A 14,644-nucleotide genomic window follows, 5' to 3' on the forward strand; every position below is an offset into this window, starting at 1 on the left:
CGAATGCCGAACCGAACCGTTCTGACCTTTCAATGCAAGTGGTCATTATTGATAAAGTAGATGCGGTTGAGGTGGTTTTCGGATTTTCCGAACCCATCGAAAGTCTGACATTATCCCGCGCTAATTATACCAATCCCCATACACGGATGACGGCGACCCTTCCTGGCCAAGCTTTAGAGAATGGCGTGGTCACCCTTGCAACTCCTGGAACAACGGTCGTCGTGCGTATCTTGCCCGACTTGGAAGAGGTGAACTCAATTTACCCCACAATGTCGAATATCGAGGGTCACGGTAATTTGATTTTTGCGCCGGCGATCCTTCCAGAAATAAGGATAGAGCGGCTTTCCGGCATTGACCGCAGCGGGAGGCAGATAAGGTTCGAACCTTCGGTGGACTCTGAAGGCTACCTTTATGTCGGGATACCAGGCACCGAGACACCCGATTATGAATTCATTGTCGCGCAAGGAGCACGCTCAGACTTAGCTGTTGAAATCGAAAATCAGATTGAGGGGCTGCTGCTATATTATACCGAACGAATGGGACGATCTGCAGGTTTGAAGCCGAAGTTCCTATTAACAACATCCTATGACGAGCGCCCCTACAATCGCGGCGACGTGACCGAAAACGGCGTGATCTTCCTGCGATATCGTTTGCCGGAGCAGGAAAACCTATCGGTCGACACAAAACGGCTGTCAGCTGAATTTTTGGCGCACGAGATCTTCCACCTTTGGCAGAACCGAGAGCACGCAGACCCAAGCACTTGGTGGCTACACGAGGGAGTCGCAGAGTTTGCATCGGTCTTGGCTCTTGACGAGAGCATGCCCCATTTAGGGCGAGCCAACGACCGTTTGATCGCAAGTTATAATAATTGTTCCAACACCGTTCTCTATCACGAATTTCAATACCTATCCTCGAGAAACCAGGGCCGCGCTCGCTACTCGTGCGGAATGCTTGTCCAGTGGTTGTCGTCTTTAGAAATGCAGAAACACCCGACAGGACCAGACATTTGGACGCTGTGGCGTGAATTATGGCCCGCAGGAGAAAGCTACGGAACGACGATCGCAGACTTTCGCGCGCTAGGAGAAGTGTCGTTCCCATCAGCTTTAAGGCAGGCCGATACTATATTTAGCGGTGAAGGAACTGCTCGCTGGGTCAATATCTTCGAAACAGTGCAGGCAGTCGTGCCAGTCGTGGAAGAGCCCGAAAACCAATTTCAGTCCCGGGTAATGATCGCTCGTTCACTAGTGCTTTCCGCTTGCGGTGAATTTTGGGGCGCTGGCGAACGGAACGGCACGGAGCTTTATGTATCGGTTCCACCGGAATGTGACACGTTCAACGATGGAAGCGCGATCATCCGCATCGATGGTCTCGATCCTATGACGCAACTGGCAGAAAGTTTCTCGCGCGTTCGAAGTGCTTGCTCGGCAGAGGACAAAGTTGATGTAAGGATTAGCCAAGACGGAATGACACAAGAGGCATCCGTCCGATGCGATGTTCCGGTCCAGCTACCGCCACCGGTGATGGCGATGAGTGTAGATGCCGCCGTCCCTACACCTTCGTTGATCGCAGCAACCAGATGATCGAGCAGGCGCTGTTTAAACAATGCATCGGCTAAGGTGGGACGCTTGATTAGCTAGGGCAGGACAATGCCCAAACAGAAAAAATTAGCCAGTTCATTCCGCTATTTGAATTCGTATCATAAATTCATCCTTTTTGCCGTGATGCTGAAGGGTCACCTCAGAGCCGATAAGCTCGATATAGGTAGCTACGGTCCAAACATAAGCCACTAGCCGAGCGGTAGTCCAAATGTCCGCTGCCCACCCAAAATACGACGTTTGACGACGGCTCGAAGTGGGCCGTTTGCTGACTGTGCGGTTCTTGGCTGGAGCCAGAAGGAAGCTGCCTGTCAGCAATCGAACCCAGCTTGGACCAGTTCACATATCAGTGAAGCCGCGCCGCACCCTCAATCGACTGAAATCTGCAAGTTCGAACCATCGGTCCCGGGATTTGGCTTCACTACATCAGGCCACCCGTATTTCTGCCATGCGCGAACCAAGCCGATCCGTTCGGCAAATTCTGCAAAGTCTGGGTGTGCTCGCAGGTTCTTGCCCCGGCTGGTCTTCTCGAAGCATCGACCGATCACATATCCGGGCAGCGTGTTGGGCTTTCTCAAGAGCGCGTCTAGAAGGTTGCCCGGCTGATCCATGAAGTAAAACCCCATGATCGAGGAAATCGTCGGTTGGCTTTCGCTGTCGGCGTAGCGGCGTTTCAGTTTCGAAGTCACAAGCCACGTCGCGAGCCGAGCGCGACGGTAGAATGCGTTAAAGGCCAATTTCCGGGCAAGCGGAGAACTAAGTTCGACCTTATCGCTCCAATTTAGTCCGTCGAAGCATCGCTGGGCGAACTCGATCGCGGCATTTGGCCCCTCGCGCTCGCCAAGCAACATCGCGGCGGTAAAGGCAGCCGGTCCGAAGCCGAGATTATAGGCTTGGTTCATGCATCTCTCGGCACTTTCCATATCACCGCGCTGCAGTTCAATACCGCCAAGCTGCCCATACCACAGGCCGTTGAGCGGATCGGTAACGATCGCTTTTTTCATTAGTTCAGATGCTTTGTCGTAGTGGCCGATCGCGGAATTGGCATAGCCAAATCCAATGAGAGGCTTTTGCCCATTGGGGTCCAGTTCGTAGGCTCTCTGGAACGCTGCATAGGCTTCGTCCAGTTTCAGCTCGCGGGAGAGGATTGTGCCCTTGGTATGCCAAGCCTCAGGTATGTTCGGGTCGATGGCTAGGCACCGCTCGAGTGCCTTAGCCCCATGATGATAATGCCGCTTCCAGTCGGTAGTAAGGGAATGTTCGCCCAGCACTGTATGGGCCAATGCAAGCCAACTCATGGCCTCGGCGAAATTCGGATCCAGCTCTATTGCCTTTTCCAACAATCCAATCGCGGTCGGGATGGTCGTCTGACCCTTGGCGAGGTAGGTTAGCTGCCGACCCTGAAGGAAAAAGGAATAGGCCTCGTCATTGGTTGATGACCGCTTGGCGATGCGCTCCGGCCGTGAGAAATGCATGACCAAAGAGAGAGCTTCGATGATCTCTGTCGCGGCGCGGTCCTGCAGCTCGAACGCGTTTGTGGATGTCTGTTCAAATGTGTCCGACCACAGATGATACCCGTTATCGGCCTTGATCAGCTGCGCGGTTATCCGAACCTTTTTTCCGTCCCTGCGCAGTGAGCCTTCCAGCACATATCCAACATTCAGCGCGGCCCCAATCTCGCGAATGTCTTTCGAATGCCCATTGAATGCGAAGGAGGACGTTCTGCCTGTCACCAGCAATTGCGGCACATGCGATAGTGCGTTGATTAATTCCTCGGCAATCCCATCCGCGCAGGTCTCGTCAGCCGGATCGACGCTCATATTGACGAAAGGCAAAACAGCAATCGACTGTTCGGGCGGGTCGAACGCGGCATCGGCAACTTTCGCCAAACCCGCAACCGGCGCGACCAGCCGATACCCGCGCTTTGCGATGGTCTCGATGTGGTCATGGTGGCCCCGCGTGTCGCCTAATGCTTTTCGAAGCAGCGATATTGCACGGGAGAGCCTTTCATCGCCGCCAAAGCCAACCCCCCATACCTGATCGATCAGGGTTTCACGGCTTACGACTTCACCGTGGTTGCGAACCAGCACTTGGAGCACATCAAGGACTTTGGGTTCCATGGAGTATCGACCCGCATCGCCTTCAACGACAAGGCTGCTGAAATCGACCGTAACCCTTCCTACGCGCACCTGGTCCACAATTAGACCCCCCTATTGGCTTTGTGGCAAGGCCATGTCCGGCTGTCAAACGTGGCAAAATCCACCAATTTTTCAGGGCCTAAGAAAGACCTAAGACAGACCTCCGAACCGCCTCAGGACTACTTGCATTTCGTCGATCAGTTTTAATCGCGTCAACTGATTCGGCACAGAGCAAGGGGGAGAAGTTCGATGGTCTACGCAAAAGACAACGGCGACAGCTACACCGACGAAGAACACCAGTTCGAAAGTCACGCAATCGAGGATGCGAATCTGGCCGAACCCAAAGATTGGGTGGCCAAACGCGGGCCAGCGATCCCTTCACGAGCAAGTGACATTACGACGGCGTGGCTCAATGAAGTCCTTCGGCCCCATTTGAACGGCCACACCGTGCTTGGTAGCCAAGTGAAGCCCTTTAGCGAGCCGGGCCAGACTGCCGATATCGTCGACATATCGCTCGTCTATGACACCAGCCGGTGCGCGCTGCCGACGCGGATGATCGCAAAGCTGGCGGCTAGCGATCCTGATACCCGCGAGATGTGCCGCACGTTCCGTCACTACGAGCGCGAGACCGCTTTCTACCAACGGTTCAGCGGCGAAGACCTGCCTCTCGCCCGGTGCTTCCACAGCCAGTTCGATCCGGGAAGCTATGACGCGGTGATTTTGATGGAGCACCTGGAGCCGTCCTATTCCCCATCCTATTCGATCTCGCTCGATCAAGTTCGGCTTGCGGTACAGGAAGTCGCCAAGCTGCACGCACGGTGGTGGAATGACGGCTTCGTCAAACAGCAAACCGCGCTGGTGCAGCTCGATGACCCGGATCACTGGCGTAACGCCGCGCAAGGGGCGGAGGCCGCCATCGCGCGCGTTGAGCAACTGGTGGAAGACGCTTGTCCGGCGAGCGTCGAGGCAATGCGGATCTACTCTGAGCGCTGCGAGGAGGTAATGGCGTTTATCGCGGCGAGGCCATTCACGCTGATGCACAGCGACTATCACGCCAAACAGATGTTCTTTCCCAACGACAGTGGCGAGGGCAAATTTGCGATCATCGACTTCCAGTTCTCGGTTGCCGGACCCGGAGCGGCCGATGTCTCCCGACTGATCAACCTTGGATTGACAGCCGGAGCCCGGCGGAAGATCGAGGCGAAGATATTCAGCGATTACCTCTCGCAGCTCGAGCGCCTTGGCGTGACAGATTACGACCTCGATGCCTTCCTGATCGATCACAGGCTGGGCATCTTGTTCACCCAATTGATCAATTTCATCGCCATTGCACAGACTGACGAAACACTGCTCGACCAGGAGTGCCGCGAACACGGGCTCGACTGGAAGGAAGTCTGGCTGATGCGCGGCGAAGCCATGATGCAGGAACAGGATGTCCCTGACTTTCTAAGGGGCATTGAGCCAACCTAGTCTCGGCATCGCCGGGTGAAGGTCCCGTTCGCCGTCTAACCATCGGGCGATGCGTAACGCCTTGAAATGTCGGGCCACTTGCAAGCAGCGCTCTTGGTTCAGGACGCAAGTTTAGATCCGCCATTTAGTCTGTGCCAATCCATTTTCTTGGCTTTGTGAGGGAAACGAAATGAAGCACCAAACCACTGTCCGCATCATCAGGGAATTGATGGATCAGCTGGATGAGAACCGTAATGTCGATGCCGGCGTCCAGTACCGTTTGCCGACTTCGGATTATACTTGTCCCGATCTCGCTGCGCAGGAATGGGCTGCGTTGTTTCAGCAGCATCCACAAGTCATCGGGCTGAGCGGGGACCTCCCGGAGAATGGCAGCTATTTCACAATCGATGATTTCGGCATTCCCGTGCTTGCGACGCGGTCCAGGGATGGAAGGTTCCGCGCCTTTCTAAACGCCTGCCGGCACCGGGGCGCACGCGTCGCTCAAGAGCCCAAGGGTAAAGCTGGTCGCTTCACCTGTCCTTTTCACAACTGGACCTTCGCCAATGATGGCAAGCTGCTCGCAGTTCCGGAGGCTGACCACTTCGGTCCCGTGGACAAGGCATGCATGGGGTTGGTGGAGCTGCCTGCGGCCGAAAAAGCAGGGATTCTGTTCGTGCACCCCAAACCCGATGCCGAGCTGAATGTCGAGGGGTTGCTAGGGTCAGAATTGCTTGAAGAACTCGAGGATTGGAACTTTGCGGACTACGTACATGTCGCCGATCTTGAGATCGACATGAAACTCAACTGGAAGCTTGCGAACGATACGTTTGGCGAGACCTACCACTTTCCCAAACTGCACAAGGATACCCTTGGGCAACTCTTCTACGGCAACAACCTTGCCTACGAGGAATTCGGGCGCAATCACCGTTTCGTGACGGCAAGTAAGCTCATTGATGATTTGCGTGAATTGCCTGAAGAGGAATGGACCATAACCCCTGCCACTTTTGTGCTCTATTACCTGTTCCCAAACATCCAGGCGGTCCGCAATTCCAACGGGCTGAACATGGCCAGGATCTATCCCGATCCGAAAAATCCGCACCGTTCAATCACTCGGGTGGCCGGTTATTTTACGCCGGAAGCGATGGCGTCCTATGAGAAGGAAAAGGCGGCGAACCCGGACGGCAGCAATTTGCTGAAAGCGGAAGACCTTTATTCCAAGAGCAATGATTCGACCATGATACGCACACCTGAATCGCAGGTGGAGGCTTTTTCAAGCACTGTTTCCGCAGAGGATTATGTGATGGGTGAACACCAGCAGATTGCCGCAACATCGGGCCTGCTCAAGCACTCGATATTCGGACGCAACGAAGCGCCACTCCACCACTTCCACTCGAGCTTCCGTGACGCCCTTGGCCGTGCTCCCTTGGAAACGGCAAGTTAGGACCCAGAACCTCAGGTGATATTGCGAGCACACGATGACCGCTTCTGCACATTGGCTCAACCCGTGTGAATGTCCGCACCGGAGGCGCAAAACCAACATACGCCAGAAGAGGCCGTCTTTGGGAATCCTTGTTGGCCGCGATTCGCTAAAGGTCTCTGTATACACGGCGTATACACAGCATTCGCGGCGCACCCCGCAGGCATTCGCTGATACGTCGTCTTGAGGCTGAAAACCGCGGTCTTTCGCGGGTTTGACGTGGTGGGCGATGACAGGCTCGAACTGCCGACCCTCTCGGTGTAAACGAGATGCTCTACCAACTGAGCTAATCGCCCCAACCACTGGTCCGCCGAAACCGGCGAGAGAGGGCTATCTAGCGGCATAAGTTTGAAAATCAATCACGCATGTGGCGATAATTGCATTGCAGCGGTAAAGGCGCGTCTCATGAGCACTCCCCATATCCTTGTTCTGGCGACCGGCGGCACCATTGCTGGCGCGGCGGATTCGGCCACCCGGCACGATTACCGGCCCGGCCAGATCGGGATCGAGGAATTGCTGGCGCAGGTCCGCACGCTGGGCCTCGATGCCAAATTCACCGGGAAACAGATCGCCAATATCGGCTCGGAAGACATCACACCTGCAATCTGGCGCGACCTGCATTCGGCGGCGGATGACGGGATTGCCGATTCTGCTTTCGACGGGATCATCATCACCCACGGCACCGATACGGTCGAGGAAACCGCATTTCTGCTCGACCTGACGCTGCCCACGACCAAGCCTGTGGTGCTGGTGGGCGCGATGCGGCCGGCGACGGCGGTGGGATATGACGGGCTGCGCAATTTTGCCAATGCCGTGCAGGTCGCCGCTGATCGCGAAGCCGCTGGCCGCGGGGCTTTGGTGGTTATGGGCGACCGTGTTTTCGCCGCTCGGGATATCCGTAAGAACCGCACGCGCGGCACCGATGCCTTTGCAGGCTTTCCGCGCGATGCCGTGGGGCTGGTCACGCCCAGCGCGCTCGACTGGTTCGGCGCGCCGTGGCGTATGGGCGAGGATGCGCGCTTTGCATTCCGCGCTGACTTGCCCGATGTGCCGGTGCTGTTCATCCATGCGGGCATAACGCCCGATTATGTGGAACGGCTGGTCACGAATGACACGCGCGGGATCGTGGTGTGCGGCGTGGGAGAGGGCAACATGCCCGAGCCTGTCCGCGCGCGCTTGGCAGAGCTTGCAAGCACTGGTCTGCGGGTCGTGCGCGCCAGCCGCCTTGCCGAAGGGCTGGTCGACCGCGAACCGGAGGATGACACGAACGGCTTCATCGCCGCGCGCGCCCTGTCCCCGGCAAAAGCGCGCATATTGCTGCAATTGCTGGTCGCGGCAGGCGTTACCGATCTCGCCGCGATCCAGTCGGAATTTGATCGCCGCTGACACTCGCGTAGAGCGGAGCCTCCTAGTAAACCGGTCGTTGGTGGAAAGGATGGGCGAGCGGAGTTTCCCGCTGCAATCCCACCCCATGTTCTCAGTCGAAAGAGCGGCTTAGCCCCAAGGCGTGACCAGATATTTCTCGCCGGTTTTCATCTGGCGATAATCGGTGATCGCGTCCTTCGTCAGCATCTCTTCGAGGTTCACTTTCGCCTTGTAGCTTGAGGCAAAGGTCGTTGTCAGGTTCTGCTGGACGCGGGTGCGCATCTTGACGACCGTTTCCATGCCTGCCTTGGCGAGGAACGGGGTCAGCAGCCAGCCGGCGACCGTCCATTGCAGACCGTAAGACGGCGTCAGGATGGTCGGATTTTGCAGGTCCAGACGGCCATATTGATACATCTTTTTGTCCTGGTTCGACCCATAGCGCGAATATTCGTCCATCTGGGTGACCGCGACCTGCTCCATCGCTTTCAATACATTGTCGGTGTTCTGACCGCCGCCGATGGGATCAAAGCCGAGGAACGCCCCGGTTTCGGCAATCGCATCGCGCAGCTGTTTCATGTAATCATCGTCGCTGGAGTTCACGACGTGTTTCGCGCCTTGGGATTTTAGCAGATCGACATGTTCCTGCCGGCGCACAATGTTGACCAGCTTCATACCGTCTTCAAGGCAGATCTTGTTGAGCATCTGGCCCAAGTTTGATGCAGCGGCCAAGTGCACGATGGCATCGTGCCCCTCCATTTTTGCGGTTTCGACGAAGCCCAATGCGGTCATCGGATTGACGAAGCTGGACGCGCCGGTTTCCGCGCTGTGTTCGCCCAGCGGCAGGCACATCATCGCATCGGCGATGGCATACTGGCTGAACGCATTGCCCGGTACGCAGGCGACGCGTTTACCCATCAGCGCCTTCGCCATGTCGCTGTCGCCGGTTGCAATCACTGTCCCGGCCCCTTCGTTGCCAGCGGGCAGGCGCTGCCCGTGACGGCCCTTTTGGCCGGACAGGAACGGTTCGGGCATGTCGGCCACAACCTTGCCAGCGGAATATTCGGCGTTTTCGAAATCGGCGGCACTGGTCAGCAGCGCGAGGTCGGAGGGATTGATCGGTGCCGCTTCCATCTTGACCAGCACCTGATTGCCGGTGGGCTCGGAGAAGCTCTCTTCACTGATTTCGAGGGTCAGTTTGCCGTCTGCTGAAAGTGTTGAGAAAAGCTGTTTGCCGGTCGTGGTCATTATCCGTCTCCTTTTATGAGTTGAGGACGAGCTAGGACACCGCGCGAGGCATTACCAGTGTGACGTTGGGTCAATCGCCCGCACGGTCATCTTCCGGATAGATCGCCTCGACAAAATAAAGACCCTGCGGCGGCGCGTTCATGCCAAGCGCCTGCCGGTCGCGCGCGGCCAGCGCCTCTGCCACGCGGGCAATTTTCCATGTGCCGGTGCCGACGAATTTAAGGCAGCCTACCATTGACCGCACCTGATGATGCAGGAAACTGCGCGCCTCGGCACGGATGTGTATTTCCGGACCATAGGGACCGGACGCCGCGCTCACATCCAGCCGGTCGAGCGTTTTGACAGGGTCTTTCGCCTGACATTTGACTGACCGGAATGTCGTGAAATCGTGCATCCCGACCAGCGATTGCGCGGCCTCGTGCATTGCGTCCACATCCAGAGCGGGGGCCACCTGCCACGCCCGGTTCTTAGCCAGCGCCAGCGACGCACGGCGGTTGACGATGCGGTAAAGATAGCGGCGGCCAATGCATGAAAAACGCGCATGCCATTCATCATCGACCACATCGCACGCATTCACCGCAATCGGGTGCGGACGAAGATGCGCGTTGATAGCGCCCATCAGGCGAAACGCGGTGAGGTCCGTGTCGATATCGACATGGCTGCGCATCGCGATCGCGTGCACGCCCGCATCGGTTCGGCCAGACGAATGCAGCGTGATCTCTTGGCCCGTTACACCGCGCAATGCCTCTTCCATCGCCTGCTGCACGCTGGGTCCGTGCTTTTGCCGCTGGAGCCCCTGATAGGGCGTGCCGTCAAATTCATATGTGAGGGCGAAGCGGGTCAATCGAGCACAGTCCCCGCCGCGACGGGCCGACCGCGGAGGAAATCCTCTCGGTCCATCGCGGGTTTTCCGGCGCGTTGCAGGCGCAGCGCGCGGATCGCGCCGCTTCCGCAGGCGATTGTCAAAGCGTCGTCGACCACGGTGCCCGCCTCGCCAGAGCCGCCGGTTTCCTCGGCAGACAGCAATTTGATCCGTTCCCCGTCGAGATCGAACCAGGCGCCGGGGAAGGGGGCGAGACCTTGGCAATGGCGCACCAGTTCATGCGCGGGGCGTGACCAGTCGATGCGCGCCTCGGCCTTGTCGATCTTGGGCGCATAAGTGGTGTCGCCGTCATCCTGAGGCTGCGGTGAATAGCTGCCCAGATCGGCTAGCACCTCGATCATGGCCGCTGCGCCCAGCTCTGCCAGCTCCTCTGTCAGTTCGCCGGTGGTCTTATCCTCGATAGGAGTGCGGACGATGTGCAGCATTGGCCCTGTATCAAGACCGGCCTCCATCTGCATGATCGTAACGCCGGTCTCCTCGTCTCCTTCCATGATCGCGCGGTGGATCGGCGCGGCTCCGCGCCAGCGCGGCAGGATGGAGGCGTGAATGTTGAGGCAGCCGTGCTTTGGGGCGTCCAGCACCGCTTTCGGCAGGATCAGGCCGAAGGCTGCGACCACCGCCACATGGGCATCGAGCGCGGCAAAATCGGCCTGCGCCTCTTCGCTGCGCAGCGATTTGGGTGAGCGCACAGGCAATCCCAGCGCCTCTGCCTTGGCCTGAACGGGTGAGGGGCGCAGTTTCTTGCCCCGACCCGCCGGACGCGGCGGCTGGGTGTAAACGCAGGCGATATCGTGCCCCGCCTCGTGCAATGCAGCCAGTGCAGGCACCGCAAAATCGGGGGTTCCCATGAATATGATGCGCATGACTTTGGCGTGGGCCTTTCTCGAACGTGCGCCAGCCCCTATCTCTCCGTCTATGGCATCGCAAGAGATCGAGGCGCTTTCCAGCGTATTGGCCCGGTTGCCGGGGCTGGGCCCGCGCAGTGCGCGGCGGGCCGTGCTTTGGCTGGTCAAAAACCGGGAGCAGGCGCTGCCCGCCCTGCTGGAGGCGCTCGACGCGGTTTCCGAAACGCTGGTTGAATGCCAGACCTGCGGCAATGTCGACACGCGCGACCCCTGCGGTATCTGCGCCGACCCGCGCCGCGATGCAAAGGCGCTGTGCGTGGTGGAGGATGTCGCGGATGTGTGGGCGCTGGACCGGGCACGGCTGTTTCAGGGGCGCTATCACGTGCTGGGCGGCAGGCTCTCCGCGCTGGACGGCGTTGGGCCGGAAGACCTCAATATCGCCAGCCTGATGGACCGAGTCGCCGATGGCAGCGTGGACGAAGTCGTCCTAGCCATGAACGCCACGCTGGAGGGGCAGACGACCGCGCATTACCTCGCCGAACGGCTGGAGGAGCACAATCTCCGCATCACCCAGCTCGCCCACGGACTGCCCGTCGGCGGTGAGCTGGATTACCTTGATGAGGGCACGCTGGCGCAGGCGCTGAGGGCGCGGCGGCCGGTCTAATTGCCATCGCGCGGTGCGGTTTCTCGGAATTCGAGATAATTCCGGTCTGAAGGCAACGCTCGCTTGAACAATTCGGCTGTGCAGCATATTTTAACACGATGGCTATTCGTGAAATTCTTGAGGTGCCGGATCCCCGGCTCAAAACCGTGTCTGTCCCAGTCGAACCTGACGAGTTCAACGACGAGCTTAAGAAGCTGGTCGAGGATATGTTTGAAACGATGTATGATGCGCCGGGCATTGGCCTCGCCGCGATTCAGGTTGGCGTGCCCAAACGGGTGCTGGTGATTGATCTCCAACCCGAAGACCCCGATGCCGATCCGGTCGAGTGCGACCACGATCACGGCGACGGCGCGCACACGCATCCCGCGACCAAGAATGATCCGCGCGTCTTCATCAATCCCGTAATCATCGAGCCGGCAGAAGAGCTTTCAACCTATCAGGAAGGGTGCCTTTCGGTCCCTGATATCTTTGCCGACGTCGATCGCCCCGCAACCTGCAAGGTCAAATATCAGGATCTCGACGGCAACCACCACGAGGAAAACCTCGAAGGGCTGCTCGCGACCTGTTTGCAGCACGAGATGGATCACCTCGAAGGCATCCTGTTCATTGACCACCTCAGCCGTCTCAAGCGCGGGATGGCGCTCAAGAAGCTGAAGAAGCTGCGTCAGGCTGCTTAAATGCTGGTTGGCGGGTTCGTTATATTGGTGATCCTGTCGATGGTATTTATCGCCATCGGCTTTCTGACAGACGCCATTTCACCGCTGGGAGCCGCCGATGATGCACCGCCGACCAAAGCAAAACTTTTGCTAATTATATTTGGCGTTTTGGCGCTCGCTGCGATGTGGTCATATACGTTCTCGCGCACGCTTCGGGGCGATGCTGTCGATTGGGTGCTGGCCGCAATCCAGCTTGTTGGCATCGCCGTGATGCTTTTCGCCGCTATCCGTCATCTTGGACAAGTCCGACAAGCGGCATAGAATTTATCTCTTGATGCCGCGGGCGCGAGTTCGCTCAATCCTCAGTCTTCATCCGGCCCAGCGCGGCTTTCACGTCGCGGATCACTTCTTCGCACATCTGCGTGCAGCGTTTGCAGTGGCGGTCATCGTGCATTGAACACAGCGCGTGGCACTGCTCACACGCGACAATCGTGGCGAGGCCCATTGCACGAATGGCGATCACGTTCTGTCCCGTGCGGCGTGATCCCATGCGGTAAAACGCGGTGCAGGCGTCTGACGCGTCAAGGCAGCGGCGGATGCACTCTGCACGCTCGCCTGCATTCTCTTCAGCCAGACACGCATCAGCGCATGAATTGATGATTGCCGCGGCGTACATGGCGTGCTTCACCGCTTCGCCCAGTTCCGAATTGTAATCATCGCCCACATGTGGGTGATCCTGGATCATTTCCTTGATCGACATAAATAATCTCCTTTGATGATGCAGCGAACGGGGCTGGGGATTGGTTCCACATTGGCTGATTTAGACGCTTGGCGAGCGTGAGCGTTCCAGCTATGTTCCGCGCATGGACGGAAACATACTCATCGCCGTAATCGGCATTATCGCGCTGCTCGTGGGCCTTGGCATTGGCTGGTTTCTGGGCGGGAAGCCGGCTGGGGACCTGCGCGACCGGCTTGATACGCGCGAGGGCGAGTTTAAAACCGCGATTGCTGAACTGGGAGAGGCGAAGGTCGCGCTTTCCGCCGCAGAGGAACGCGCCGCGCGCGCCGATATATTGACCGCGCAGCTGGACGCGGCGCGCGGTGAAAACTCCGCGATGAAGGCGGAACGCGCCGGGTTCGAAGAGCAGAAACGCCTGCTCGAAGAATCGCGCGACAAGCTGCTCAAGGAATTCGAAAACACCGGCGCAAAAGTGCTGGAGGCCGCGCGCGAGAAATTCTCGAGCGAGGCGGCAAAACGACTGGGCGATGCCGAAACGCAGAATAAAGAAGCGGTTGCAAACCTGCTAAAACCGGTCAGCGAGCGGCTGGAAAAATACGAACAACAGGTAGGCAACCTCGAACGCCAGCGCACCGATGCCTTTGCCAAGCTGCACCAACAGATCGAAGGGATGCGATTGTCGCAGGAAGAAGTGCGCAAAGAGGCGCAGCGGCTGGGCAATTCGCTGACCAATGCGCCCAAGGCGCGCGGGCGCTGGGGTGAGCGTGCGCTGCAAAACGTGCTGGAGCAGTGCGGGCTGGCAGAGCACACCGATTTCCACCTCGAGCAGTCGGTCGATACCGAAGGCGGACGTCTGCGCCCGGATGCCATCGTGAATGTGCCGGGCCAGAAAAAACTGGTGATCGACGCGAAGGTTTCTCTGAATGCCTATCAGGCCGCGTTCGAGGCGGACGACGATGCCGAGCGCAAGCTGCATCTGGACGGCCATGCCAAATCCATGCGCAATCATGTGCAGACGCTCGGTTCGAAAAGCTATCAGAGCCAGTTTGACGACGCGCCCGATTACGTCGTGATGTTCGTGCCGGGAGAGCACTTTGTCGCAGCCGCGCTCGAACACGATCCGGAGCTGTGGGATTTCGCTTTCCGCAACAAGGTGCTGCTCGCCACGCCGACCAACCTCGTCGCCATCGCGCGCACGGTCGCGCAGGTCTGGCGGCAGGACAAGATGGCGGAAGAAGCGGCAGAAATCGGCAAGATGGGCGCGGAGCTGTATGACCGCCTGCGCGTCGCGTCCGAGCATCTGAAACGCGTCGGCGGCGGGCTGGACAGCGCGGTCAAGAACTACAACAAATTCGTCGGCAGCTTTGAACGCAACGTGCTGTCATCGGGCAAGCGGCTGGCGGACAAGGGTATCGAGATCGGCAAGGCGGAAATCGAGGAAGTGCCGCTGGTGGAAAGCACGCCCAACTACAACGCCGCCGATGCCAGCGAGGTTGATGCCATCGAAGACGCAAGCAGGCGCGGACGCGACGCTGCGGAATAGGGTGGATTGATACTGAGTGGGGGTAAGCGATCCAGTTGCTGACCT

At 58.2% G+C, this 14,644-nt stretch carries 13 protein-coding genes and 1 tRNA gene; 8 read left to right on the top strand and 6 right to left on the bottom strand.

From position 1 onward, the window contains the following. A partial coding sequence (locus tag ACGHU1_RS06575) for a hypothetical protein (protein WP_390584857.1) occupies positions 1-1,580 on the top strand: 1,580 nt, incomplete at its 5' end. Between the two features lie 383 nt (positions 1,581-1,963). Here ACGHU1_RS06575 and ACGHU1_RS06580 read toward each other — a convergent pair. After that, positions 1,964-3,793 (bottom strand): winged helix-turn-helix domain-containing tetratricopeptide repeat protein, encoded by a 1,830-nt coding sequence (locus tag ACGHU1_RS06580; RefSeq protein ID WP_390584859.1) that lies wholly within the window; start codon positions 3,791-3,793, stop codon positions 1,964-1,966. Between the two features lie 189 nt (positions 3,794-3,982). Between ACGHU1_RS06580 and ACGHU1_RS06585 the strand changes: the two genes are divergently transcribed. Continuing rightward, positions 3,983-5,203, top strand: coding sequence for a phosphotransferase (locus ACGHU1_RS06585; RefSeq protein WP_390584862.1), 1,221 nt, complete (start codon positions 3,983-3,985; stop codon positions 5,201-5,203). A gap of 169 nt (positions 5,204-5,372) precedes the next feature. Further along, positions 5,373-6,623 carry an aromatic ring-hydroxylating dioxygenase subunit alpha gene (locus ACGHU1_RS06590; protein WP_390584864.1) on the top strand — a complete coding sequence of 417 codons (1,251 nt, stop codon included), beginning with the start codon at positions 5,373-5,375 and terminating at the stop codon, positions 6,621-6,623. 256 nt (positions 6,624-6,879) lie between these two features. Here ACGHU1_RS06590 and ACGHU1_RS06595 read toward each other — a convergent pair. Then, a tRNA-Val gene (locus ACGHU1_RS06595) sits at positions 6,880-6,955 on the bottom strand. A gap of 109 nt (positions 6,956-7,064) precedes the next feature. Between ACGHU1_RS06595 and ACGHU1_RS06600 the strand changes: the two genes are divergently transcribed. Further along, the gene (locus tag ACGHU1_RS06600; protein WP_390584867.1) at positions 7,065-8,045 is read left to right on the top strand and encodes an asparaginase; all 981 of its coding nucleotides are present in this window, start codon (positions 7,065-7,067) and stop codon (positions 8,043-8,045) included. A 108-nt stretch (positions 8,046-8,153) separates the two neighbouring features. Here ACGHU1_RS06600 and ACGHU1_RS06605 read toward each other — a convergent pair whose 3' ends face one another. From ACGHU1_RS06605 to fmt, 3 genes are all read right to left on the bottom strand, one after another. Next, positions 8,154-9,269: a zinc-binding dehydrogenase gene (locus ACGHU1_RS06605; RefSeq protein WP_390584869.1), complete on the bottom strand. Its 1,116-nt coding sequence runs from the start codon at positions 9,267-9,269 to the stop codon at positions 8,154-8,156. Between the two features lie 70 nt (positions 9,270-9,339). Further along, positions 9,340-10,113, bottom strand: a complete 774-nt coding sequence (gene truA, locus ACGHU1_RS06610; RefSeq protein ID WP_390584871.1) for a tRNA pseudouridine(38-40) synthase TruA — start codon at positions 10,111-10,113, stop codon at positions 9,340-9,342. Then, on the bottom strand, positions 10,110-11,015 hold the full coding sequence (gene fmt, locus ACGHU1_RS06615) for a methionyl-tRNA formyltransferase (protein WP_390584873.1): 906 nt from the start codon (positions 11,013-11,015) through the stop codon (positions 10,110-10,112). Before fmt ends, truA begins: the two co-directional genes overlap by 4 nt. A gap of 52 nt (positions 11,016-11,067) precedes the next feature. Here fmt and recR point away from each other — a divergent pair, with 52 nt between their 5' ends. From recR to ACGHU1_RS06630, 3 genes are all read left to right on the top strand, one after another. Beyond that, entirely contained in the window at positions 11,068-11,661 is a 594-nt protein-coding gene (gene recR, locus ACGHU1_RS06620; RefSeq protein WP_390585523.1) for a recombination mediator RecR, read from the top strand. A gap of 98 nt (positions 11,662-11,759) precedes the next feature. Continuing rightward, complete coding sequence (locus ACGHU1_RS06625) at positions 11,760-12,338, top strand: peptide deformylase (RefSeq protein WP_390584875.1); 579 nt, start codon at positions 11,760-11,762, stop codon at positions 12,336-12,338. A gap of 24 nt (positions 12,339-12,362) precedes the next feature. Next, complete coding sequence (locus tag ACGHU1_RS06630) at positions 12,363-12,638, top strand: hypothetical protein (RefSeq protein WP_390584877.1); 276 nt, start codon at positions 12,363-12,365, stop codon at positions 12,636-12,638. Between the two features lie 34 nt (positions 12,639-12,672). Here the strand turns inward: ACGHU1_RS06630 and ACGHU1_RS06635 are convergent, their stop codons facing one another. Continuing rightward, positions 12,673-13,077: a four-helix bundle copper-binding protein gene (locus tag ACGHU1_RS06635; protein ID WP_390584879.1), complete on the bottom strand. Its 405-nt coding sequence runs from the start codon at positions 13,075-13,077 to the stop codon at positions 12,673-12,675. 103 nt (positions 13,078-13,180) lie between these two features. On the opposite strand from ACGHU1_RS06635, the gene ACGHU1_RS06640 reads away from it, so the two are divergent. Beyond that, positions 13,181-14,599, top strand: a complete 1,419-nt coding sequence (locus ACGHU1_RS06640; protein WP_390584881.1) for a DNA recombination protein RmuC — start codon at positions 13,181-13,183, stop codon at positions 14,597-14,599. Positions 14,600-14,644: the final 45 nt, after the last annotated feature.

Origin of the sequence: Erythrobacter sp. MTPC3 (genome assembly GCF_042854385.1) — a bacterium.
Classification (GTDB): Bacteria; Pseudomonadota; Alphaproteobacteria; order Sphingomonadales; family Sphingomonadaceae; genus Erythrobacter.

Coding starts and splice junctions, on each gene's coding strand:
- ACGHU1_RS06605 (WP_390584869.1), bottom strand. CDS start 9,269: ATGACCACGACCGGCAAACAGCTTTTCTCAACACTTTCAGCAGACGGC.
- fmt (WP_390584873.1), bottom strand. CDS start 11,015: ATGCGCATCATATTCATGGGAACCCCCGATTTTGCGGTGCCTGCACTG.
- recR (WP_390585523.1), top strand. CDS start 11,068: ATGGCATCGCAAGAGATCGAGGCGCTTTCCAGCGTATTGGCCCGGTTG.
- ACGHU1_RS06625 (WP_390584875.1), top strand. CDS start 11,760: ATGGCTATTCGTGAAATTCTTGAGGTGCCGGATCCCCGGCTCAAAACC.
- ACGHU1_RS06635 (WP_390584879.1), bottom strand. CDS start 13,077: ATGTCGATCAAGGAAATGATCCAGGATCACCCACATGTGGGCGATGAT.
- ACGHU1_RS06640 (WP_390584881.1), top strand. CDS start 13,181: ATGGACGGAAACATACTCATCGCCGTAATCGGCATTATCGCGCTGCTC.
- ACGHU1_RS06600 (WP_390584867.1), top strand. CDS start 7,065: ATGAGCACTCCCCATATCCTTGTTCTGGCGACCGGCGGCACCATTGCT.
- ACGHU1_RS06585 (WP_390584862.1), top strand. CDS start 3,983: ATGGTCTACGCAAAAGACAACGGCGACAGCTACACCGACGAAGAACAC.
- ACGHU1_RS06590 (WP_390584864.1), top strand. CDS start 5,373: ATGAAGCACCAAACCACTGTCCGCATCATCAGGGAATTGATGGATCAG.